At 61.1% G+C, this 21227-nt stretch carries 22 protein-coding genes; 14 read left to right on the top strand and 8 right to left on the bottom strand.

All coding sequences use genetic code 11. The annotated features are described in order from the left end of the window. Positions 1–738: ABC transporter permease subunit (locus ACR52_RS22990; RefSeq protein ID WP_048729805.1), on the top strand; the 738-nt coding region annotated here is incomplete at its 5' end. Next, complete coding sequence (locus ACR52_RS22985; protein WP_048729803.1) at positions 735–1619, top strand: ABC transporter permease subunit; 885 nt, start codon at positions 735–737, stop codon at positions 1617–1619. The genes ACR52_RS22990 and ACR52_RS22985, both read left to right, overlap by 4 nt. Positions 1620–1743: 124 nt before the next feature. Here ACR52_RS22985 and ACR52_RS22980 read toward each other — a convergent pair whose 3' ends face one another. Further along, positions 1744–2385, bottom strand: a complete 642-nt coding sequence (locus ACR52_RS22980) for an HD domain-containing protein (protein ID WP_048729800.1) — start codon at positions 2383–2385, stop codon at positions 1744–1746. 229 nt (positions 2386–2614) lie between these two features. On the opposite strand from ACR52_RS22980, the gene ACR52_RS22975 reads away from it, so the two are divergent. Continuing rightward, a complete protein-coding gene (locus ACR52_RS22975) occupies positions 2615–3580 on the top strand; it encodes a GlxA family transcriptional regulator (protein WP_048729797.1) in 966 nt (321 codons plus the stop codon). Positions 3581–3719: 139 nt separating this feature from the next. Here ACR52_RS22975 and ACR52_RS22970 read toward each other — a convergent pair whose 3' ends face one another. Next, positions 3720–6074 (bottom strand): penicillin acylase family protein, encoded by a 2355-nt coding sequence (locus ACR52_RS22970; RefSeq protein ID WP_048729795.1) that lies wholly within the window; start codon positions 6072–6074, stop codon positions 3720–3722. Positions 6075–6105: 31 nt separating this feature from the next. Further along, a complete protein-coding gene (locus tag ACR52_RS22965; RefSeq protein WP_048729792.1) occupies positions 6106–6681 on the bottom strand; it encodes a DUF6436 domain-containing protein in 576 nt (191 codons plus the stop codon). Positions 6682–6780: 99 nt separating this feature from the next. Here ACR52_RS22965 and ACR52_RS22960 point away from each other — a divergent pair, with 99 nt between their 5' ends. Next, positions 6781–7722, top strand: a complete 942-nt coding sequence (locus tag ACR52_RS22960) for a phospholipase BipL (RefSeq protein WP_048729789.1) — start codon at positions 6781–6783, stop codon at positions 7720–7722. 105 nt (positions 7723–7827) lie between these two features. On the opposite strand, the gene ACR52_RS22955 is transcribed toward ACR52_RS22960, so the two are convergent. Next, positions 7828–8580, bottom strand: coding sequence for a DUF2059 domain-containing protein (locus ACR52_RS22955; protein ID WP_048729787.1), 753 nt, complete (start codon positions 8578–8580; stop codon positions 7828–7830). Between the two features lie 131 nt (positions 8581–8711). On the opposite strand from ACR52_RS22955, the gene ACR52_RS22950 reads away from it, so the two are divergent. Then, the gene (locus ACR52_RS22950) at positions 8712–9344 is read left to right on the top strand and encodes a 2OG-Fe(II) oxygenase (protein ID WP_048729785.1); all 633 of its coding nucleotides are present in this window, start codon (positions 8712–8714) and stop codon (positions 9342–9344) included. A 2-nt stretch (positions 9345–9346) separates the two neighbouring features. Beyond that, the gene (locus tag ACR52_RS22945) at positions 9347–9829 is read left to right on the top strand and encodes a DUF523 domain-containing protein (RefSeq protein WP_048729783.1); all 483 of its coding nucleotides are present in this window, start codon (positions 9347–9349) and stop codon (positions 9827–9829) included. Here the strand turns inward: ACR52_RS22945 and ACR52_RS22940 are convergent. Continuing rightward, a complete protein-coding gene (locus tag ACR52_RS22940) occupies positions 9780–10328 on the bottom strand; it encodes a transporter substrate-binding domain-containing protein (protein WP_048729781.1) in 549 nt (182 codons plus the stop codon). The two genes, ACR52_RS22945 and ACR52_RS22940, sit on opposite strands and share 50 nt — an antisense overlap. 133 nt (positions 10329–10461) lie before the next feature. Here ACR52_RS22940 and ACR52_RS22935 point away from each other — a divergent pair, with 133 nt between their 5' ends. Continuing rightward, positions 10462–10917 carry a DUF4399 domain-containing protein gene (locus tag ACR52_RS22935; RefSeq protein WP_048729779.1) on the top strand — a complete coding sequence of 152 codons (456 nt, stop codon included), beginning with the start codon at positions 10462–10464 and terminating at the stop codon, positions 10915–10917. 113 nt (positions 10918–11030) lie between these two features. Here ACR52_RS22935 and serA read toward each other — a convergent pair whose 3' ends face one another. Further along, positions 11031–12260, bottom strand: coding sequence for a phosphoglycerate dehydrogenase (gene serA, locus ACR52_RS22930; protein WP_048729776.1), 1230 nt, complete (start codon positions 12258–12260; stop codon positions 11031–11033). A gap of 365 nt (positions 12261–12625) precedes the next feature. Here serA and ACR52_RS22925 point away from each other — a divergent pair, with 365 nt between their 5' ends. The 4 genes from ACR52_RS22925 (at position 12626) to ACR52_RS22910 (ending at position 16935) form a co-directional block, all read left to right on the top strand. Further along, complete coding sequence (locus ACR52_RS22925; RefSeq protein WP_048729775.1) at positions 12626–14020, top strand: FAD-binding oxidoreductase; 1395 nt, start codon at positions 12626–12628, stop codon at positions 14018–14020. 22 nt (positions 14021–14042) lie between these two features. Further along, positions 14043–14708 carry a fumarylacetoacetate hydrolase family protein gene (locus tag ACR52_RS22920; RefSeq protein ID WP_048729773.1) on the top strand — a complete coding sequence of 222 codons (666 nt, stop codon included), beginning with the start codon at positions 14043–14045 and terminating at the stop codon, positions 14706–14708. A gap of 256 nt (positions 14709–14964) precedes the next feature. Continuing rightward, on the top strand, positions 14965–15891 hold the full coding sequence (locus tag ACR52_RS22915) for an SdiA-regulated domain-containing protein (protein WP_048729772.1): 927 nt from the start codon (positions 14965–14967) through the stop codon (positions 15889–15891). Positions 15892–16011: 120 nt separating this feature from the next. After that, positions 16012–16935 (top strand): SdiA-regulated domain-containing protein, encoded by a 924-nt coding sequence (locus ACR52_RS22910; protein WP_048729770.1) that lies wholly within the window; start codon positions 16012–16014, stop codon positions 16933–16935. Positions 16936–17019: 84 nt separating this feature from the next. On the opposite strand, the gene rpiA is transcribed toward ACR52_RS22910, so the two are convergent. Further along, positions 17020–17691, bottom strand: a complete 672-nt coding sequence (gene rpiA, locus ACR52_RS22905; RefSeq protein WP_048729769.1) for a ribose-5-phosphate isomerase RpiA — start codon at positions 17689–17691, stop codon at positions 17020–17022. A gap of 136 nt (positions 17692–17827) precedes the next feature. On the opposite strand from rpiA, the gene ilvA reads away from it, so the two are divergent. Continuing rightward, a complete protein-coding gene (gene ilvA / locus ACR52_RS22900; RefSeq protein ID WP_048729767.1) occupies positions 17828–19342 on the top strand; it encodes a threonine ammonia-lyase, biosynthetic in 1515 nt (504 codons plus the stop codon). A gap of 41 nt (positions 19343–19383) precedes the next feature. Then, the gene (locus ACR52_RS22895) at positions 19384–19797 is read left to right on the top strand and encodes a DUF2269 family protein (protein WP_048729764.1); all 414 of its coding nucleotides are present in this window, start codon (positions 19384–19386) and stop codon (positions 19795–19797) included. A gap of 150 nt (positions 19798–19947) precedes the next feature. Here the strand turns inward: ACR52_RS22895 and ACR52_RS22890 are convergent, their stop codons facing one another. Beyond that, on the bottom strand, positions 19948–20604 hold the full coding sequence (locus ACR52_RS22890; protein WP_048729763.1) for a histidinol-phosphatase: 657 nt from the start codon (positions 20602–20604) through the stop codon (positions 19948–19950). 143 nt (positions 20605–20747) lie between these two features. Here ACR52_RS22890 and ACR52_RS22885 point away from each other — a divergent pair, with 143 nt between their 5' ends. After that, on the top strand, positions 20748–21227 hold the full coding sequence (locus tag ACR52_RS22885; protein WP_003176750.1) for an RNA pyrophosphohydrolase: 480 nt from the start codon (positions 20748–20750) through the stop codon (positions 21225–21227).

The raw sequence follows: 21227 nt of genomic DNA, 5'->3' as shown, positions 1-21227 counted from the left end.
GTTGAGCAGAAGCTGCAATTGGTGCTGAACCTGGCTAACTACGCGATGCTCGGCGACGACGAGTTGTATATCGCCGCGTACCTGGGCTCGCTGAAGGTGGCTTTTTTCAGCACGCTGCTGTGCCTGTTGATCGGCTACCCGATGGCCTACGCGATTGCCAGCGCGCGCAAAGAGATGCAGACCGTGCTGGTGCTGCTGATCATGATGCCGACCTGGACCGCGATCCTGATCCGCGTGTATGCGTGGATGGGCATCCTCAGCAACAACGGTTTGCTCAACGGTTTCTTGATGTCCATCGGGCTGATCAACGAGCCTCTGCAGATCCTCAACACCAACATTGCGGTGTATATCGGCGTGGTCTATTCGTACCTGCCGTTCATGATCCTGCCGCTGTACGCCAACCTGGTGAAGCACGACCAGAGCCTGCTGGAAGCCGCCTCGGACCTGGGTTCGAGCACCTTCAACAGCTTCTGGAAAATCACTGTGCCGCTGTCCAAGAACGGCATCATCGCCGGCTGCATGCTGGTGTTTATCCCGGTGGTGGGCGAGTTCGTGATCCCGGAACTGCTCGGCGGCCCGGAAACCCTGATGATCGGTAAAGTGTTGTGGCAAGAATTCTTCAACAACCGTGACTGGCCGGTGGCCTCTGCCCTTGCGGTGGTAATGCTGGCGATCCTGATCGTGCCAATCATTCTGTTCAACCGCAGCCAAGCCAAAGAGATGGAGGGCAAGATATGAAGCGCTTCAGTTTCTCAAGCTTCATGCTGGTGGTGGGGTTGTTGTTCATCTACCTGCCGATGCTGATCCTGGTGATCTACTCGTTCAACGAATCCAAACTGGTGACGGTGTGGGGCGGTTGGTCGATCAAGTGGTACGTCGGCTTGCTCGACAACACCCAGTTGATGGGCTCGGTGGCGCGCTCCCTGGAAATCGCCTGCTACACGGCGGTGGCGGCGGTGGCGCTGGGTACCCTGGCGGCATTCGTGTTGACGCGCATCAGCAATTTCAAGGGCCGCACGCTGTTCGGCGGCCTGGTGACGGCGCCGCTGGTGATGCCGGAAGTGATCACCGGTCTGTCGCTGTTGCTGCTGTTCGTGGCGATGGCGCAGATGATCGGCTGGCCGCAAGAGCGTGGCATCGTCACGATCTGGATCGCTCACACCACGTTCTGTGCGGCGTATGTGGCGGTGGTGGTGTCGGCGCGCTTGCGTGAGCTGGACCTGTCGATTGAAGAAGCGGCCATGGATTTGGGCGCGCGGCCGTGGAAGGTGTTCTTTCTGATCACTATCCCGATGATCGCGCCGTCGCTGGCGGCGGGCGGCATGATGTCGTTCGCGCTGTCGCTGGATGACCTGGTACTGGCCAGCTTTGTGTCGGGGCCGGGCTCTACGACGCTGCCGATGGAAGTGTTCTCGGCCGTGCGCCTTGGGGTCAAGCCGGAGATCAACGCCGTGGCCAGCCTGATTCTGCTGGCGGTGTCGCTGGTGACCTTCCTGGTGTGGTTCTTCAGCCGCCGTGCTGAAGAGCACCGCAAGAAAGCCATCCAGCAAGCGATCGAAGAAGCGGCGGCGGATGGTTGGAAACAGCCGGACAAGCGTCGGGCGCCTGCACCGGTCTGATCAGGTAATGATCGTTCCCACGCTCCGCGTGGGAATGCCTCCTGTGACGCTCCGCGTCACGCCTTCAAGAGCGGACGCTGCGCGTCCAGGGCTGCATTCCCACGCTCGCGTGGGAACGTTCCTGTCAGTCGGCCCAAGGCGACCTGCGAATCACCTCGACAAAGTTCATCGGCTTGAACCCCGGCTCCTGATCCACCAGCACATCCGTCTTCACGTTGCCAAACGTGGTCTGCGGGCGATGGCGCAAGCCGTCGGCAAACGCGCAGATGATGCACTCCTTGAACCCTTCACCCCGTGGATGCGCATGCACCACCGCGTCGCGCTGCACGCTGGTAAACGCGGCATAGTCCAAGCCCAGCACGTCCATTTCCACACCGGCGGTCACCAGCGCTACGGTCGGGCGCAGGTGTTGCGGCACGCCTGGCGTGGTGTGCAAGGCGATCGACAGCCACACCTGTTCAATATCGTCATCGCTCAGCCCGTAAGGCTTGAGGAAGTCTGCCGCTGCGTTGGCGCCGTCCACTTCGAAACGCTCGTCCTTGCTGCGATGGCCTTCCACCAAACCCAGGTCATGGAACATCGCGCCGACGTACAGCAGCTCCGGATTGTAGGCCAGCTGCTTGCGCTCGCCGCTCAGTGCGCCGAACAGAAATACCCGGCGGGAGTGGTGGTAAAGCAGGTCGGATTGGACGTCGCGGATGTACTCGGTGGTGGCCTTGGCCAGGGCGCTGTCCGGGATCTTGATGCCCGCGATGGTGGTGCTCATGGTCGTTATCCTCGAGAAAGCGCCGCAGTGGCGCTGAGGAGTCCAGTCTGGTCGCGCGCCCGCGAAGGGGCTATCGCGGCGGGGGTGCGATCCCGGCCAATGTGCCGCCACATCGTGCCACCCCGCCCTGTAGGCCGGCTCGCCGGCGATGGCGGCCGTATTGGCGCTATCGCCGGCAAGCCGGCTCCTACACAATTGGGTGACCCCACACAGCCGAGGTGCCTGCAGCATGGGCAAAACCGTCGCCGTCCTGATCTTCCCCGGTGTCCAGTCGCTGGATGTGACCGGCCCCATGGATGTGTTCTGCGAGGCCAACCGGTTCCTGGCGCCGCAAGACCACTACCAACTGGAAGTCATCGGCTTGGGCCGCGGCACCATGGCCTGCTCCAACGGCCTGTCGCTGCAGGCCCACCGGCATTACAGCGAAGCCCTGCACGGCTATGACTTGCTGCTGGTAGCGGGCGGCCCGCAGTTGCCCTTCGAAGATTTCGGCCCGCAGTTTGATGAGTGGCTGCGCGGTGCCGCCGCCAGGGCGCAACGGTTTGGTTCGATCTGCAACGGCGCCTTCATGCTGGCGCGCGCCGGGCTGCTTGAGGGAAAAACCGTCACCACTCATTGGGGCGATGCGGCTGACCTGGCGCGTCTATTCCCCTCGACCCAGGTCGAAGCCGACCGCCTTTACGTGCAGGACGGCAACCTCTACACCTCGGCCGGGGTCACGGCGGGCATCGACCTGTCGCTGTACCTGCTGGCCCAGGACCACGGCCCGGAAGTGGCGCTGAGCGTGGCCAAGCGCTTGGTGGTGTTCACCCAGCGCTCGGGCGGGCAGTCGCAGTTCAGCCCGTTTCTTACGCCCCATGCCGAAACGACGTCGGCCGTGGCGCTGGTGCAGTTGTACGTGCTGGCGAACCTGACGGGAGACCTGACCATCGCCGACCTGGCCAAGGCGGCCAATATGAGCGCGCGCAACTTCTCCCGTGTGTTCGCCCGTGAAGCGCGAACCACCCCGGCGGAGTTTGTCGAGCAGGCGCGGGTGGACGCAGCGCGGGTGATGCTCGAGAGCAGCCACGCACCGCTGAAGACCGTGGCCTATCAATGCGGCTTTCGCGATGCCCAGCACATGCGCAGTGTGTTCAACCGTCGGCTGGGGGTGACGCCGCAACAGTTCAGGCTCAACTTTGCGGCACCGGTCTAAGCGGAACACACCGCAGATCAACTGTTTTGATCGTTCCTACGCTCCGCGTGGGAATGCATCCCGTGACGCTCTGCGTCACCCTCCTTCGGGACGCGGAGCGTCCCAGGCGGCATTCCCACGCAGAGCGTGGGAACGATCATCAGCGTGCCGGCAGCAGCTTGAGCGTACCGCGCGTATTGGCCGTCACTTCCTCATCGCTGAAGTGCGCCTGTTCATAGCCGCCCTCGATATACGTCTCGGCTTGATCCCCATAGTGCTTGTCGAACGGCACACCGCTTTGGCCGACCGGGTTGATGGTCAGGGCGTGGGGCACGTCGGCGAAGTCGATCAGGCGGCGGGTCGACGGGCCGTAGGTCACCGGCCATGGCGCTGGGCCGATATTCGCTGACTGGTTGTTCGGCACTTCGTGGGTGCCGGGCGCCGGGAACGGGCCGACATTGACGATCAGGTCCAACGGTTTCTGCGAACCCAACGGATGGCCGTGGGTCAGGGTGTGCGCCTTGCCCCATTGCCACTGGCTTGGGTCATCACCGAACGTGGCCTTGAGGTGCGCCAGGCTATTGTCCCAGGCGAGCTTGACGGTGTCGGCACGCTTGCCGTCCCACCAAGGCGAGTCCGGCGACGCGGCCAGGCGTGGCAAGGCGGCGTCGACTACGCGGGTGCTGAGCAGGGTCTTGAACATGCCGTCGCCGAGTTTCGGGTGGAAAGCCGCATCGGCGAGGTTGAACAGGAACTGGTTGAACAGCGTGGCGCTGGTGGAATCGAGCGGGTAGTCGCCTTTCCAACTGGCCAGTTGTTCCACCAGCTTCAACTGCGCCGGGTCTTTGACCACCTCACGCAGCACCGGCAACAACGGCGCCAGCAGGCGCGGGCCGAAAGTGGTGGTGGTGCCCAGTTGCAAGGCCTGGCTGTTGGTCACATTCCACTTCACGCTCTTGTCGCTCAACTGAGCGTTCAACTGCTGGCCACGGTCGGCCAGGTTGTAATAACCGGGAATCTCCAGGCCGGTGGGTGATACCGGCTGGGCGTTGGCGGACACCACATAGCCGCGCGCCGGGTTCTCTTCCTGGGGGTTGGCGCTGAAAGGGTAGAAGCCCAGCTTGTCCGCCTGGTCGGTGCTGCCATCGAGGATAAAGCCGGGGTGGGTGCCGACGGGGCGGATCGGCAACTGCGCCGCCGCCCACCAACCGATATCGCCCTTGGCATTCGCCCACACGATGTTCAGACCCGGCGCCGAGACCTTGGCGGCTGCGGCGCGGGCCTTGGCCAGGGTGTCGGCGCGGTTGAGCTGGTAGAAGCCTTCGAGGATCGGGTTCTGGGTGTCGAGGAACGCCCACCACATGGCAATCGGCGTCTTGCCGGCATTCTCGCCGAGCACGTCATTGATGATCGGACCGTGTGGCGACTGGCGCAGGGTGAGGGTGACCGGCGGCTGGCCCTTGACCGCAATGTGCTGCTCGCTGTGGGTCATGTCGACCCACTGGCCGTGGTACCAGACTTGGTTGGCGTTGTCCGGGTTGACCTTCTCGGCGATCAGGTCGAGGTCGTCGTTCTGGAACATGGTCAGGCTCCAGCCGAAATCCAGGTTGTGCCCCAGGAACGCCGTCGGCACCAGCGCGTTGTGATAGCCGTACAGCTCAAAACCCGGCGCCGAGAGTTGCGCCTCGTACCATACCGACGGCACCGAGAAACGAATATGCGGGTCACCCGCCAGCAACGGCTTGCCGCTTTGGGTGCGGTTGCCGCTGATGGCCCAGGCGTTGCTCCCTTCGAACTGCGGCAAGCCGTTTTCGGCCAGGGCCTGCTCGCTCAGGGAGGCGATGACGCCGAGAGTTTGCCAGTCGCTGGCAGCGAGGTTGAGCGCGCCCTTGGGTTGCCAGTCGAGGTCGAAGACTTTCAGGTAATCGCTGCCCAACTGGTCGCGTACGTAAGTCAGCAGGGGCTCGGTACGAAACGCGGCGGCAAAGCTGTAGGCCATGTACCCGGCGACGCTGATGGTGTCCTCGGCGGTAAACGGCCGCTTGGGGATGCCCAGCACGTCGAACTCCATGGGGCTGGCGTGGTTGTCCTGATACTGGTTGATGCCGTCCAGATAGGCTTGCAGGGCCTTCCAGTGCGCGGACTCATGGTCGAGTTGTGCGGCATAGGTGGCGGCGCGGTCGCGAATGCGCAGGCTGCGAAACAGCTTGTCGGTCTCCAGTACCTTCGGCCCCAGCACTTCGGCCAACTCGCCACGGGCCAGGCGCCGCATGATCTCCATCTGGAACAGCCGGTCCTGGGCATGCACATAGCCCAGGGCGCGGTACAGGTCGGTCTCGTTCTCGGCGCGAATGTGCGGCACGCCACGGTCGTCGTAGCGCACGGTGACCGAGCCTTGCAGGTTGGCCAGCGTCACCGTGCCCTGGCGGGTCGGTTGCTTGCTGTACACGTACCAGCCGGCGCCCAGGGCGATCAGCACCACCAGAACCGCGAGAACCCGCAAGACGCGCTTCATCAACTTTCCTTACCAAGAGAGGGGTAACTAACTACAAACCTTTGGGCCACGAACAATAGCAGCCCACCGCCAGGGTGTGAGTGGCATTCACTTCGCGCCCCTCTTGAAGGGCTTTCAGGATGGGCTCGATAAAGCTGTTGCCGGCGTTGCACGTCAGCCCCTCACTGTACGGCCCGAAATACGCGAGCTTGCCGGTGCGATCCCAAATACCCACGGCCGGGCTGGCCGGCACTTGATCGGCGCCGGGCAGGGTGGCGAGAATTTTCATGTTGCGCAGATTGTTCGGCAGTTGGCCGTGGCTGCCGGCTTTTTGCAGGGCATAGAATTCGACGCCTTCGGGCGCGTACTGCTCGATCAATTCGCCCAAGTGTTGCTGGTTGCCGACATTGCACGGGCAGGCCGGGTCCCAGAAGTGCACCAGGCGAATCGGACCGGGGCCGGTCAGTTCGGCGGGCAGGCGCAGGGCGTCGCCGGAGAATACGGCCGTGTGTTCGCTAAAGGCGCGCAGGTAGCGCCCCTGGAACCAGTCATACGCCGCCCACAGCACGCCGGCGCAGATGAGCAGGATCAGGCTGGCGAACAAGGCGGAACGGTAGGGTCGTCGCATTCAGATGTATCCTCGCAGGTCGCGTAGCTTGCCATGCTTGTCCGGACAGATGAATATCGCAGCTCGATATTCATCTTCGCCGCAAGTCTGGAACCCTTTATGCCCGTTACCTTTGACCCTGATCATCTGCGCGAAAGCTTGCGGCCCCTGGTGGATGCGCAACCACTCAGCGCCGAGGCGCGGGTGTATCAGCGGTTCTATGGGTTAGACCTTGCATCACGCAAGGTGCCGGCTGTGAGCCGCCTGGGGCACTTCGAGGTGGATGGTTTTGAGGTGGTCGCGCAAGTGTGGTGGCCGCCCGTGCCGGTGGCGACGATGTTTATGTTCCACGGTTTCTACGACCATATGGGGCTTTACCGCAGCGTGGTGGATTGGGCGCTCGACCAGGGGTTTGTGGTGATCGCTTGTGACCTGCCGGGCCATGGCTTGTCCAGTGGCGCGCGCGCGAGCATCGATGATTTCGCGGTGTATCAGGACGTGGTGCAGGCCCTGTTCGTCCAGGCTAAAGCGCTGCAACTGCCGCAGCCCTGGCACCTGTTCGGGCAAAGCACCGGCGGCGCGGTGGTGGTGGACCACTTGCTCAACCATGGCGCCGACAGCCCTGCACAGGGCAAGACATTTTTGCTCTCGCCCCTGGTACGGCCGCGTGCGTGGGGCTGGTCGCAACTGAGTTATTACCTGCTGCGGCCGTTCGTCAAAGGCATCGCCCGGCGGTTCAGCGAGAACACCAACGACCCTCAATTCAAGCCGTTCCTGGAAGCTGATCCGCTACAACCGCGTCAACTGCCTACTGCCTGGGTAGGGGCGCTGGCACGCTGGATCAAACGCATCGAAGCCGCGCCGCGCAGCACCAGGCGGCCGGTGATTGTGCAGGGTGAGGAAGACATGACGGTGGATTGGCAGCACAACTTGCAGGTGCTGCGCGACAAGTTTGATCAGCCCGAGGTGTTGATGTTGCAGCGTGGCAGGCACCATCTGGCGAATGAGATTCCCGAGATACGCGAGCAGTACTTCAAGTACCTCACCGACCACCTGAAATAACGCAGTCCAAATGTGGGAGGGGGCTGCTCCCGATGGCGGTGGGTCAGTCAACGTATGCATCGACTGAACTGCCGCCATCGGGAGCAAGCCCCCTCCCACATTTTTTTACGGTGTCAGGCTTGAGGTGCTCTGGCCCACTGCAAGCCCTGCACGAATGGCCGCCAACGCCGCCTGGTAATACGCCTTACCCTCCGGCGACTCCGCAAACGTGGCGAACTCTTCCAGTTCCGGGTCGGACAAATCCCGATAAACGTACAGCAGCGTGTTGTTCAGGTCATTGCCGATCTGTTGCATCAACCGTTCCCGCTGGCCATTCAACATGCCCTGGGCCTGACCTCCACCCAGCAGGCCGGGAATCATCTGGCTCAAGCTGTCGGCCGCCACACCGGCAATCGCCAGGCTGACTTCGGCACCGGCCTCACGGGCGGGCAACGCCTGGGCCAGGTGGCCGATGATCAGGCTGCGGGTGGCGTCTGCTTCAATTTTCGGCAGGCCCTGGGCGTTTTTCGCCAACTGGTCGCGGCGGGTGGCCAGCAATTCGGCGGCGACAATCTTGCGACCCAGCGGTGACTGGAAAAACGCCAGCGCAGGCGCGGGGTCCGCCAGGTTTTTACGCAATTGGGCTTCGGCGCGCTGGTCCATAGCCTGGGCGGCAAAACGCTTACTGCTGTTGTCCACCAACGCCTGGTACACCGCTGGCGGCAGGCTATTGCGGTAGCGCTGCTGAGCGGCACTGAGGGCGTCATTGAAATGCGCACGTTGTTCGGCCCAGCCGGCGACCTTATACAACTGGTCATGGCTGTCTGCCCAAGCAGGCAAAACGCAGAACATCAGCAAGGAAAAAAACAAACGACGCATATGGACTCCTGTCAGTCGGCCACTATTGTCCGTGTCGGGCGTAGGATTTGTCGAGAAGTCCTATCAGTCACCTGACTAAAGTGTATTCAGACGCTCGGCGGCTCTGTCGGATTCACAGGCGTATGGATACTATGCGCGCCATGCAAATACCCCTCGATCACCCCTTGCTGCAACGCATTGTCGACGACCTGGCCGAAAAAGGCTGGTCGCAGCAAAACGGCTTCCTGCCCCAGGCTCTGACCCTGGAACTGGCAGCTGAGTGCCGTAAACGTGCGGCCGAAGGTGAATTGGCCCCGGCGGCGGTGGGGCGCGGGCCGGCCCAGGAGATTCGCGAAGGCATTCGCGGTGATCATATACAGTGGCTGGAAGAGGGCGATGCCGCTGTCTGTGGCAACTACATGGCGTTGATGGACGGCGTGCGCCTGGCGATGAACCGCAGCCTGTTCCTGGGCCTGGAAGATTTCGAAAGCCATTTCGCGATGTACCCGCCGGGGGCGTTCTACCTCAAGCATCTGGACCGTTTTCGTGACGACGACCGACGCATGGTTTCGGCGGTGCTCTACTTGAACGACGCCTGGCTGCCTGAGCATGGTGGCCAGTTGCGCATGTACCTCAAGGGCGGCGTCGAATACGATGTGGTACCCACCGGTGGAAGCCTGGTGGTGTTCCTGTCGGGGGAAGTGCCCCATGAAGTCCTGCCCGCTACGCGCGAACGCCTGTCCCTGACCGGCTGGTTTCGCCGTCGGGGTAACGAGCCGTTTTAAGCATGGAAAAGATTCTGATCAGCCGTTGTCTGCTTGGGCACAAGGTGCGCTACGACGGCGGGGCCAGCGGGCCGTTCGACCAACTGGCGGCGTGGCAGGCCGAAGGTCGCGTGGTTGCGATCTGCCCGGAAGTCGCGGGTGGTTTGCCGACACCCAGGCCCTCCGCCGAGATTCCGGGCGGGCAGGGCGTCGATGTGTGGGAGGGCCGCGCCCAGGTGCTGACGGCCGAGGGCGAAGACTTCAGCGCCGCCTTCCTTGACGGCGCCCGCCAGGCGTTGGCGCTGGTGCAGCGCCACCACATCCGCATCGCTGTGCTCAAGGCCAACAGCCCGTCCTGCGGTAACCTGCTGACCTACGACGGCACTTTCACCGGTGTGAAAGTGAGCGGCGAAGGCGTGACGGCGGCGCTGCTCAAACGCCATGGGGTGCAGGTGTTCAGTGAGCTGGAGTTGCCTGAGGCGGCACAGGCGCTGAAGCACCTGTAGGAGCCGGCAAGTCGGCTCCTTGTTTGGGTTCCGGCTCCAGCCACTTCTTCGTCAGTTCCTTCAAGCGGCCATCGGCCTTCACGCGTTGCAGCGCCTTGTCCAAACTCGCCTTGAACGCCGGGTTGCCCTTCTGAAACGGAATCGCCAACTCCGGCTTCTCCCGATAAGCCTCACTGAAATCGAAACGATCCTGCAGCTCGGCAGTCATAGCAATATGGTTGATGGCCACGTCGTATTTGCCGGTTTCAACGCCGGGCAATAGATCGGCGTCATCGGTAGTGATAAACGAGGGGCGTACGTCCATTTCCTTGGCCAGTTGCTCGCCCAGTTCCACTTCGAAGCCGGTGAGTTTGTCGCCTTCCTTGAAGTTGAACGGCGGGGTGTTGGCTTCAAGCGCGATACGCAGTTCGCCGCGATCAAACACATCATCGACCAGTTCGGCGTGAGCCAAGGGGCTCATGAGGGGCAGCAAAATTAACAGGCCAGGCGAAAAGCGCATGGTCACTCCTAGAGGTTTCGAATGTGCGAGGCGCGGTTCAGCATCGCTTTGCTATGGTGTTGAGTGCCTTGGACAGCAATTTGTCGCGAAGTTGTCATAACCCTACCTATTTCATAGAAAAATGGAGAAGCGAATGAAAGCCCTTTTGTCACGCGCAAGACTCTCAAATACAGTGCTTGCCAGCCTGTTGCTGGGTGCTTCGATGTTGGCTACTGCCGCTGATGGCATCCCGCGCAGTGCTCCGCCTGAAGGCGCCAAGGTATTTATCGTCTCGCCAAAAGACGGCGCCACCGTTGATAAGACCTTCACCGTCAAATTCGGTATGGAAGGCCTGAAACTGGCCCCGGCCACCGAGCAGGCCCCAGGTACTGGCCACCACCACTTGCTGGTCGACCAGAAAGCCCTGCCGGACGCCAGCGTGCCGATCCCGGCCACCGACACCGTGATTCACTACGGCAAGGCCCAGACCGAAACCGAGCTGACCCTCACACCTGGCAAACACACCTTGCAAATAGTGGCCGGCGACAAACTGCACATGCAGTTCAACCCGACTGTAGCCTCGAAAGTGATCACGGTTAATGTGAAATAAAAAAACGGGAGTCCCTTGCGGGGCTCCCGTTTTTTTATTGCTGCAAGCGGCAAGTTATGAGCTTTTAGCTTACCGCTTGAACTTGCCGCTTGTAGCTGACCATCACCACTGCCTTAGAAAAGCACGCGGCTTCGGATGGTCCCGTTAATGTGCTGCAGCTTCTCTTGCGCCAGGTCCGAGTACTCGGCGTCGACGTCGATTACCACGTAGCCGACCTTCTCGTTGGTCTGCAGGAACTGACCGGAGATGTTGATGCCGTTTTCCGCGAAGACCTTGTTGATCTCCATCATCACGCCAGGGATGTTCTGGTGGATGTGCAGCAGACGGTGCTTGCCAGGGTGAGCCGGCAGGGCCACTTCAGGGAAGTTGACCGACGATACCGAGGTGCCGTTGTCGCTGTATTTGACCAGCTTCTCCGAGACTTCCAGGCCAATGTTGGCTTGGGCTTCAGCGGTGGAGCCACCGATGTGCGGGGTCAGGATCACGTTGTCCAGGCCACGCAGCGGGCTTTCGAAGATGTCGTCGTTGGAGCGCGGCTCCACCGGGAACACGTCGATGGCGGCGCCGATCAGGTGCTTGTCCTTGATCGCGTCGGCCAGGGCGTCCAGCTCGACCACGGTGCCGCGCGCAGCGTTGATCAGGATTCCGCCTTTCTTGATGGCGCGGATTTCCTTCTCGCCGATCATCCACTGGGTCTCAGCGGTTTCCGGAACGTGCAGGGTGACGATGTCGGACATGCCCAGCAGCTCGGCCAGGCTCGACACCTGAGTGGCGTTGCCCAGTGGCAGCTTGGTCAGGGTGTCGTAGAAGAACACCTGCATCCCTAAGCCTTCTGCCAGTACCGACAGTTGGGTGCCGATCGAACCGTAACCGACGATACCCAGCTTCTTGCCGCGGATTTCGAAGGAGTTGGCCGCGCTTTTGATCCAGCCACCACGGTGGCAGGAAGCGTTCTTCTCAGGGATGCCGCGCAGCAGCAGGATGGCCTCGGCCAGTACCAGTTCCGCAACGGAACGGGTATTGGAGTACGGTGCGTTGAACACCGCGATGCCGCGCTCGCGCGCTGCGTTGAGGTCGACCTGGTTGGTGCCGATGCAGAAACAACCTACAGCGACAAGCTTCTTGGCGTGATCGAAGACCTCTTCGGTCAGCTGAGTGCGGGAGCGAATGCCGATAAAGTGCGCATCGGCGATCTTTTCCTTGAGCTGGGCTTCCGGCAGAGAACTGGTGATGTACTCAATGCTGGTGTACCCGGCGGCCTTCAGGACTTCGACGGCCGATGGGTGGACGCCTTCCAGAAGAAGGAACTTGATCTTGCTCTTATCGAGAGAAGTCTTGCTCATCTGCGTAAACCTGTATCCCGGAGAAAAATGGCAGGGAGTCGGATCGCCGGACGTGCCCTGATTCACCAATACTGTTCCTGTTTGACGGCGTCTGTTGCCGTCATGCTGCGTTGCCGCTCCTCCCCATAGCCAGCTATGAGTCGTCGCGGCGCCTTGCCTGACGACAACAGCTACTCGTCAAACAGAAACGTATTGGTGAATCAGGGCACAGAGCTGACCCGGACGGCAGGAAAGCCGTCACCGCAGAACGCCCTTGGGCTCTGTCCTGCGGGGGCGGTATGCTAGCATACGCGCCCCGCTAAACACTCATTCCTGCGACGTGAAGCGTTCTCAGGATGACCATGAATTGTTCGAGAGTTCTGTCGATGACCCATCCTGCCCTGATTGATGAGCTAAAGACCCTGGTTGAGCCCGGCAAAGTGCTGACCGACGCCGACTCCCTGGAGGCTTACGGCAAGGATTGGACCAAGCACTTCGCCCCCGCGCCGACTGCCATCGTGTTCCCCAAGACCACCGAGCAGGTGCAGGCCATTGTCCGTTGGGCCAATGAACGCAAGGTGGCGCTGGTGCCGTCGGGTGGTCGCACCGGCCTGTCGGCAGCTGCGGTTGCGGCGAATGGCGAGGTCGTCGTCTCGTTCGACTATATGAACCAGATCCTCGACGTGAACCTCACCGACCGCACCGCCAAGTGCCAGCCAGGCGTGGTCACCAAGCAATTGCAGAACGTGGCAGAAGAAAACGGCCTGTACTACCCGGTAGATTTCGCCTCGTCCGGTTCGAGCCAGATTGGCGGCAATATCGGCACCAATGCCGGCGGGATCAAGGTTATTCGCTACGGTATGACGCGTAATTGGGTTGCGGGCATGAAGGTCGTCACCGGCAAGGGCGACGTCCTCGAGCTGAACCGTGACCTGATCAAGAACGCCACCGGCTACGACATGCGCCAGCTGTTTATCGGCGCTGAAGGCACTCTGGGCTTTGTGGTCGAAGCCACCATGCGCCTGGACCGTGCACCGAAAAACCTCACCGCGATGGTTCTTGGTACCACCGATTTCGACTCGATCATGCCGGTGCTGCACGCCTTTCAGAGCAAGCTTGATCTCACTGCTTTCGAGTTTTTCTCCGACAAGGCCCTGGCCAAAGTCCTCGGCCGTGGCGATGTACCGGCCCCATTCGAAACCGAGTGCCCGTTCTACGCACTGCTGGAATTCGAAGCCACCACCGAAGAAGTCGCCAACCACGCGCTGGAAACCTTCGAGCACTGCGTCGAGCAGGGCTGGGTGCTGGACGGCGTGATGAGCCAGAGCGAAACCCAGCTGCACAACCTGTGGAAACTGCGCGAGTACATCTCCGAGACCATTTCCCACTGGACGCCTTACAAGAACGACATCTCGGTCACTGTCTCCAAAGTGCCAGCGTTCTTGAAGGAAGTTGACGCGATCGTCGGCGAACACTACCCCGACTTCGAAATTGTCTGGTTCGGCCACATCGGCGACGGCAACCTGCACCTGAACATCCTCAAGCCGGAAAACCTGAGCAAGGACGAGTTCTTCGCCAAGTGCGCCACTGTGAACAAGTGGGTGTTCGAGACCGTCGAGAAGTACAACGGCTCGATCTCCGCCGAACACGGCGTGGGCATGACCAAGCGCGATTACCTGACTTACAGTCGCTCGCCAGTTGAAATCGAATACATGAAAGCAGTGAAAGCGGTGTTCGATCCGAACGGGATCATGAACCCTGGCAAGATCTTCGCTGTTTAACCGCCCCTGAAGGAGTCGTTCCATGAGCTACCAGCACAAGTATGTCGACGGCACCAACATCCACTTCCCGTTGGGCAAAGTGGTGTGTATCGGGCGCAACTACGCCGAACATGCCAAGGAATTGGACAACCCGGTGCCGACCGAACCGTTGCTGTTTATCAAGCCGGGCAGTTGCGTGGTGCCGCTGGACGGCGGTTTCAGCATCCCCACCGAGCGCGGGTCGGTACATTACGAAGCGGAAATCGCGGTGTTGATCGGCAAACCGCTGTCGACCAAGCCCAGCCGTGAAGAAGTGCTGGATGCCATCTCCGGCTTCGCCCCGGCCCTGGACCTGACCCTACGCGACAAACAGGCCGAGCTGAAGGCCAAGGGCTTGCCGTGGGAAATCGCCAAGTCCTTCGACGGTGCGGCGGTGATCGCGCCGTTCTTGGTCGGCAGCACGTTCCCGGACGTGACCGACATCGGCATCCGCCTGACCATCAACGGCGAAGTGCGCCAGGACGGCAACAGTTCGCAGATGCTCAACCCGATTATCCCGATGATCCAGCACATGGCCGGCTGCTTCTCGCTGCAGGCGGGCGACGTCATCCTCACCGGCACCCCGGCCGGCGTGGGTCCGCTAAATGTGGGTGATGAGCTGGTATTGGAGCTGTCGGGCGTGAACCGCTTCGAAAGCAGCGTTCGCTAAACCCTGACGCGCTGATCGTTCCTACGCTCTGCGTGGGAATGCATCCTGTGACGCTCCGCGTCACGACCTCAAGAGCAGACGCAGAGCGTCCAGGGCGGCATTCCCACGCAGAGCGTGGGAACGATCAGCCGATCAGCGCGAACCCTGAGCTTTTGCATTTTTTTCACACGCCATCCGGATAATCTTCTGCCTCCAGCGCGCGGGCCCGTTGATCCTGTGCTATCACCTAACGCTGACTTTCCGGAAAAAGCGCCCCATGGCCGTGCCCCTGCCTGACATCACCTCCAAGCCGCGTTCCCGTTTTGCCCTGCGCTGGTACTCCTGGCTGTTTCTGGCCGGGGCCATTGTGTATGGCGTTGCCTGGGCAATGCACTGGGACGATCGCGGTGTGTTGTGGGTAGTGGAGCGTTTTGAATCCCCGGCCGAACGTCAGGAGAGTGTGTGGCTCCCTGACTATCACGCCGTCATCGATGCCAAACTTCTGCCCGGCATGGAGAAGGACGAAGCCTCGGACCTCTCTTACAACCCGCAGACCAAAACCCTGTTCTCGGTCATGGGCAAAAACCCCTTCCTCGTCGAGCTGACCCTGCAAGGCGATGTGCTGCGCAAGATGCCGCTCAACGGCTGGAACAACCCGGAAGGCCTGACGGTGATGGAGAACGGCCTGATGGCCGTGGTCGACGAGCGCCAACATAGCCTGACCCTCGTCAAGGTCGACGCGGGCACCACCGCGTTGAACAAGGCCGACTTCCCGAGTTACGACTTGGGCCCGTCCAAAGACCAGAACAAAGCCTTTGAAGCCATCACCTGGGACAAGCGCAACCAGCAGCTGGTGTTGGGCGAAGAGCGCCCACCCGCGCTGTTTACCTGGAAGAGCGATGGCAGCCAGACCCTTGTCGGCGACAAGGTCAAACTCGCCAGCACCGAACTGGACATGCGCAACCTCTCCGCCCTGGCCGTCGACCCACGCACCGGGCATTTGCTGGTGCTGTCGGCCGACTCCCACTTGTTGCTGGAGCTGGATGAAAAAGGCGAGCAGGTTAGCTTCATGACCTTGCTCGGCGGCTTCAATGGCCTCAAGGACACCATCCCCCGCGCCGAAGGCGTGACCATGGACGAGAGCGGCAACCTGTACATGGTCAGCGAACCTAACCTGTTCTATCGTTTCGAGAAGCAGAAATAAAAGACCGATTACGTCGGATATTTCTCCAGGAGCGGCATTCGCCAGACATCAGGGCGCGTTTAAGTTTAAATTCAGACAGTCGTGATATTCATTCGCCACTTTTGACTTTGAGCTCGCCCGATGCGCCGACTTGCCCGCCCCAAACCCATGTTTTTCATCCTGCTGCTGATCGCTTTGATTGCCGTCGGGGTCGTTGCGCAGCAGTTTCGTTTGTTCGAGCGCGCCTGGTTCAACTGGCAGGTGTGGCGCCAGCCGGCGGATGCGCGCTCGATTGGCCTGGCGGATTACCGGGTCACCCTGGAAGGCCAGGTGATCGAGGGCCTCAATGATGATGTCTCGGCTCTCACCTACGATCCGGTGCGCAAAAGCCTGTTTACCGTCACCAATAAAAACGCCGAGCTGATCGAGCTGTCCCTGGAGGGCAAGATTCTGCGGCGCATCCCGTTGGTGGGGTTTGGCGATGCCGAGGCGGTGGAATTTATCAGCGACAACATCTACGTCATCAGCGATGAGCGCCAGCAACGGCTGATCAAGGTGCATGTGGACGACGATACCCAGTTTCTCGACGCCGCTGATGCGGAGCAGATGACCCTGGGCGTGCACATTGGTGGCAACAAGGGCTTTGAAGGCCTGGCCTATGACTCGGTGGGCAAGCGCCTGTTTGTCGCCAAGGAGCGCGACCCGATGCTGATCTACGAGGTCCATGGGTTTCCGCATTTCAAGCCGGAAAAAACCTACTCGGTGCACGTGATCAACAACCCCAAGCGCGATGCCGGGCTGTTTGTGCGCGACCTGTCGAGCCTGCAATACGACGAGCGCAGCGGTCATTTGCTGGCGCTGTCGGATGAGTCGTTCCTGGTATTGGAACTGGATATCGACGGTCGCCCGTTGAGCAGCATGTCACTGCTGAACGGGCGCCAGGGCCTGAAAAAACGCGTGCCTCAGGCCGAAGGGATTGCCATGGGCGACGATGGCACCTTGTACCTGGTCAGTGAGCCGAACCTGTTCTACGTGTTCAAAAAGCCCGCTGACGAACCACTGTAGGCGCCGGCTTGCCGGCGATGGCAACGACCCGGTGCAACTGAAAGACCGAGGTGCTTGCGTCGCCGGCCAGCCAGCCCCTATCTGTCAGGCCTTAAGGGTTTTCACGCCTTCCGGGGTGCCCAGCAGCAACACGTCAGCCGGGCGCGCGGCGAACAGGCCGTTGGTGACCACACCGACGATGGCGTTGATCTGGGTTTCGAGTTCCACCGGGTTGGTGATCTGCATGTTGAACACGTCGAGGATGATGTTGCCGTTGTCGGTCAACACGCCTTCGCGGTACACCGGGTCGCCGCCCAGTTTTACCAGCTCGCGGGCTACGTGGCTGCGGGCCATCGGGATCACTTCAACCGGCAGCGGGAACGCGCCGAGTACCGGCACCAGCTTGCTGGCGTCGGCGATGCAGATAAAGGTCTTGGCCACGGCCGCGACGATCTTCTCGCGGGTCAGGGCTGCGCCGCCGCCCTTGATCAGGTTCAGGTGCTCGTCGCTTTCGTCGGCGCCGTCGATGTAGAACTCCAGGTCGCTCACGGTATTGAGCTCGTACACCGGAATGCCATGGCCTTTAAGGCGTGCAGCGGTGGCTTCGGAACTGGCCACGGCGCCGTCAAACGCACCCTTGTGCAGGGCCAGTGCATCGATAAAGCAGTTGGCGGTGGAGCCGGTGCCGACACCGACGACGCTTTTGTCGTCGAGTTTAGGAAGGATTAAATCGACGGCGGCCTGGGCCACTGCCTGTTTGAGTTGATCCTGGGTCATGCGGGCTCCGGAACGGGCGGGGAGTAAAGAGGGGCGCGAGTATAACCCAACAAAACCTCTGGATTCGTGTGGTCGCCCGGCCAAACGCTGGGTTAGACTCCTTGGCCCTGCCCAACCCGCCCAGTGACTTCCGCCGATGCTTGAACAGTACGTCAAAAAGATCCTCACCTCGCGCGTTTATGACGTTGCCGTAGAAACCCCATTGCAGACTGCCCGCCAGCTCTCCGAGCGGCTGGGTAACAAGGTTTGGCTCAAGCGCGAAGACTTGCAGCCGGTGTTCTCGTTCAAGATTCGCGGCGCGTACAACAAGCTGACCCAACTGACGGCCGAAGAGCGCGCGCGCGGCGTGGTCACCGCCTCGGCGGGCAACCACGCCCAGGGTCTGGCCCTGGCGGCCAAGGTGCTGGGGGTCAAGGCCACCATCGTGATGCCCAAGACCACCCCGGAGATCAAGGTCGAAGGCGTGCGTTCCCGTGGCGGCAAAGTGGTATTGCACGGTGATTCCTTCCCGGAAGCCCTGGCCTACTCGCTGAAACTGGTCGACGAAAAAGGTTACGTCTACATTCACCCTTACGATGATCCGCACACCATTGCCGGGCAGGGCACCGTGGCAATGGAGATCCTGCGCCAGCACCCTGGGCCGCTGGACGCGATTTTCGTGCCGGTGGGCGGCGGCGGGTTGATCGCCGGCATCGCGGCGTACGTGAAATACCTGCGCCCCGAGATCAAGATCATCGGCGTCGAGCCGGACGACTCCAACTGCCTGCAAGCGGCCATGGCCGCGGGCGAGCGCGTGGTGTTGCCGACTGTGGGCATCTTTGCCGATGGTGTGGCAGTGGCGCAGATCGGCCAGCACACCTTCGACATCTGCAAGGACTATGTGGATGAAGTGATCACCGTCAGCACTGATGAAATCTGCGCGGCGATCAAGGACATCTACGACGACACCCGTTCGATCACCGAACCGGCGGGGGCGCTGGGCGTCGCGGGCATCAAGAAATACGTGGAGACCCGTGGCGTCACCGGGCAAACCCTGGTGGCCATCGATTCCGGTGCCAACGTCAACTTCGACCGCCTGCGCCATGTGGCTGAACGCGCCGAGCTGGGTGAAGGCCGCGAAGCCATCATCGCCGTGACCATCCCCGAGAAGCCGGGCAGCTTCAAGGCGTTCTGCGAGGCAGTGGGCAAGCGCCAGATCACCGAATTCAACTACCGCTACCACTCCGGCAGCGAGGCGCACATCTTTGTTGGCGTGCAGACCCACCCGGAGAACGACCCGCGCAGCGCGCTGATCGCCAGCCTGACCAGCCAGGGTTTCCCGGTGCTGGACCTGACCGAAAACGAACTGGCCAAGTTGCACATTCGACACATGGTGGGTGGGCATGCGGCGAAAGTCAGCGACGAAGTGGTATTTCGCTTCGAGTTTCCCGAGCGCCCGGGGGCGTTGTTCAACTTTCTTAACAAATTGGGCGGGCGCTGGAACATCTCGATGTTCCACTATCGCAACCACGGCGCAGCCGACGGCCGTGTAGTCGCCGGCCTACAAGTGCCGGCGAACGAGCGTCACCTGGTACCGGCAGCCCTGGAAGCCATCGGTTACCCGTACTGGGATGAAAGCGATAACCCGGCCTATAAACTGTTCCTCGGTTGAGCGACTACGCTGATTGGGGCGGCCTTTAAGGAATAAGACACATGGAAACCCTGACCACCCTCAAAGTTATCCACATCGCAGCCACCGTGTTGTTGCTGCTCAGCGGCCTCGGCCTGGCAGTGCTGGCCTGGCGCAAACGCAGTGCCGGCCCGGCGGTTACCGTGCAGCGCCCGTGGGCGTTCGTGTGGTTGTTGATGGGCATTTGCGTACTGAGCATGCCGTTTACCGGCTGGTGGTTGGTGCACCTGATCGGTTGGCCGCTGGGACAGACCTGGATTCTGGGCTCCAGCATCCTCTACACCGTGGCGGCGCTGGCCTGGTTCTGGCTGGTGGCGCGGCTTAATCGGCTGCGTAAAGGCGAGGGTGGCAGCCTGAATTTCACGCTGGTGCTGGCGGTGGTCAGCCTGGTGGGGTTTGTGGCGATTGCGGGGCTCATGGGCGCCAAGCCGGTTTAGCCGTGAGACTTTATGGCGAGGGGGCTTGTCCCCCGTTGGGTTGCGAAGCAGCCCCAAAACCAGCCGCCTCATCCCTTCTGAAAGAACTCGGTTGTCTTGATTAGGGCTGCTACGCAGCCCAGCGGGGGCAAGCCCCCTCGCCACAGGTGATCAGCTGCGCAGCGTAATCACCGGCCAGCCGCGTTTTTCGGCCTCAGCGCGCAAATTCGGGTCCGGGTCCACCGCTACGGGGTGGGTCACCTGCTCCAGCAGCGGCAAATCATTCATCGAATCGCTATAGAAATAGCTGTCTTGCAGGCTGTGTCCGGTTTCTTCCAACCAACGGTTCAAGCGGGTCACCTTGCCTTCGCGAAAGCACGGCACGTCGGTGCTGCGCCCGGTGTAGCGGCCATCTTCCATCTCGCATTCGGTAGCGATCAGTGTTTCCACGCCCAGGCGTGCGGCAATTGGCGCGGTGACGAAACGGTTGGTGGCGGTGATGATCACGAGTATATCGCCGGCGGCGCGATGCTTGGCCAGCAGTTCCACGGCCTGTGGCAGCATCAGCGGCTTGATGCAATCGCGCATGAAGTCGTTGTGCCATTCTTCAAGTTGGGTCATCTCGGTGCGGCCGAGGATTTCCAGGCTGAAGTTCAGGTAGGCGGCGTTGTCCAGCTTGCCGGCCAGGTAGTCCTGGTAGAACTCGTCGTTGCGAGCCTTGTAGGCCACCGGGTCGAGAATCCCGCGTTCACAGAGGTAATCGCCCCACGCGTGATCGCTGTCACCGCCGAGAAGCGTGTTGTCCAAGTCGAATAAAGCCAGGCGCATTGCAGTTACTCGCTGAAAAGTCTGTAAAAAGGCGTCCAGAATACGGTCTTTTCACAAGAGTGCACATAAGGTAAGAAGCCTCGTTGCCGCTGGATCAACCTTTGTGGAACAATGCGGCGACATGCGTTTGCGAGGTTGTTGCCGTGATCGACCCCGATGGTTTCCGTCCTAATGTCGGGATTATTCTTACGAATGATGCCGGACAGGTGCTATGGGCTCGCCGAATCAACCAAGATGCCTGGCAGTTTCCTCAAGGCGGAATCAACCCCGACGAAACCCCTGAAGACGCCTTGTACCGTGAGTTGAACGAAGAAGTTGGCCTTGAACGCGAAGATGTGCAAATTCTGGCCTGTACCCGTGGCTGGTTGCGTTATCGTTTGCCGCAACGCCTGGTGCGTACCCACAGCCAACCGCTGTGTATCGGCCAGAAGCAGAAATGGTTTCTCCTGCGCCTGATCTCCAACGAGCAGCGGGTGCGGATGGATTTGACCGGTAAACCGGAGTTCGATGGCTGGCGCTGGGTCAGTTATTGGTATCCGTTGGGCCAGGTGGTGACATTCAAGCGCGAGGTTTATCGTCGCGCTCTCAAAGAGCTTGCCCCGCGCCTTTTAGCGCGCGACTGA

This window comes from Pseudomonas fildesensis, assembly GCF_001050345.1.
GTDB lineage: Bacteria > Pseudomonadota > Gammaproteobacteria > Pseudomonadales > Pseudomonadaceae > Aquipseudomonas > Aquipseudomonas fildesensis.
The sequence above is the reverse complement of the archived record's forward strand: the minus strand, read 5'-3'. Positions and strand labels throughout refer to the sequence as shown.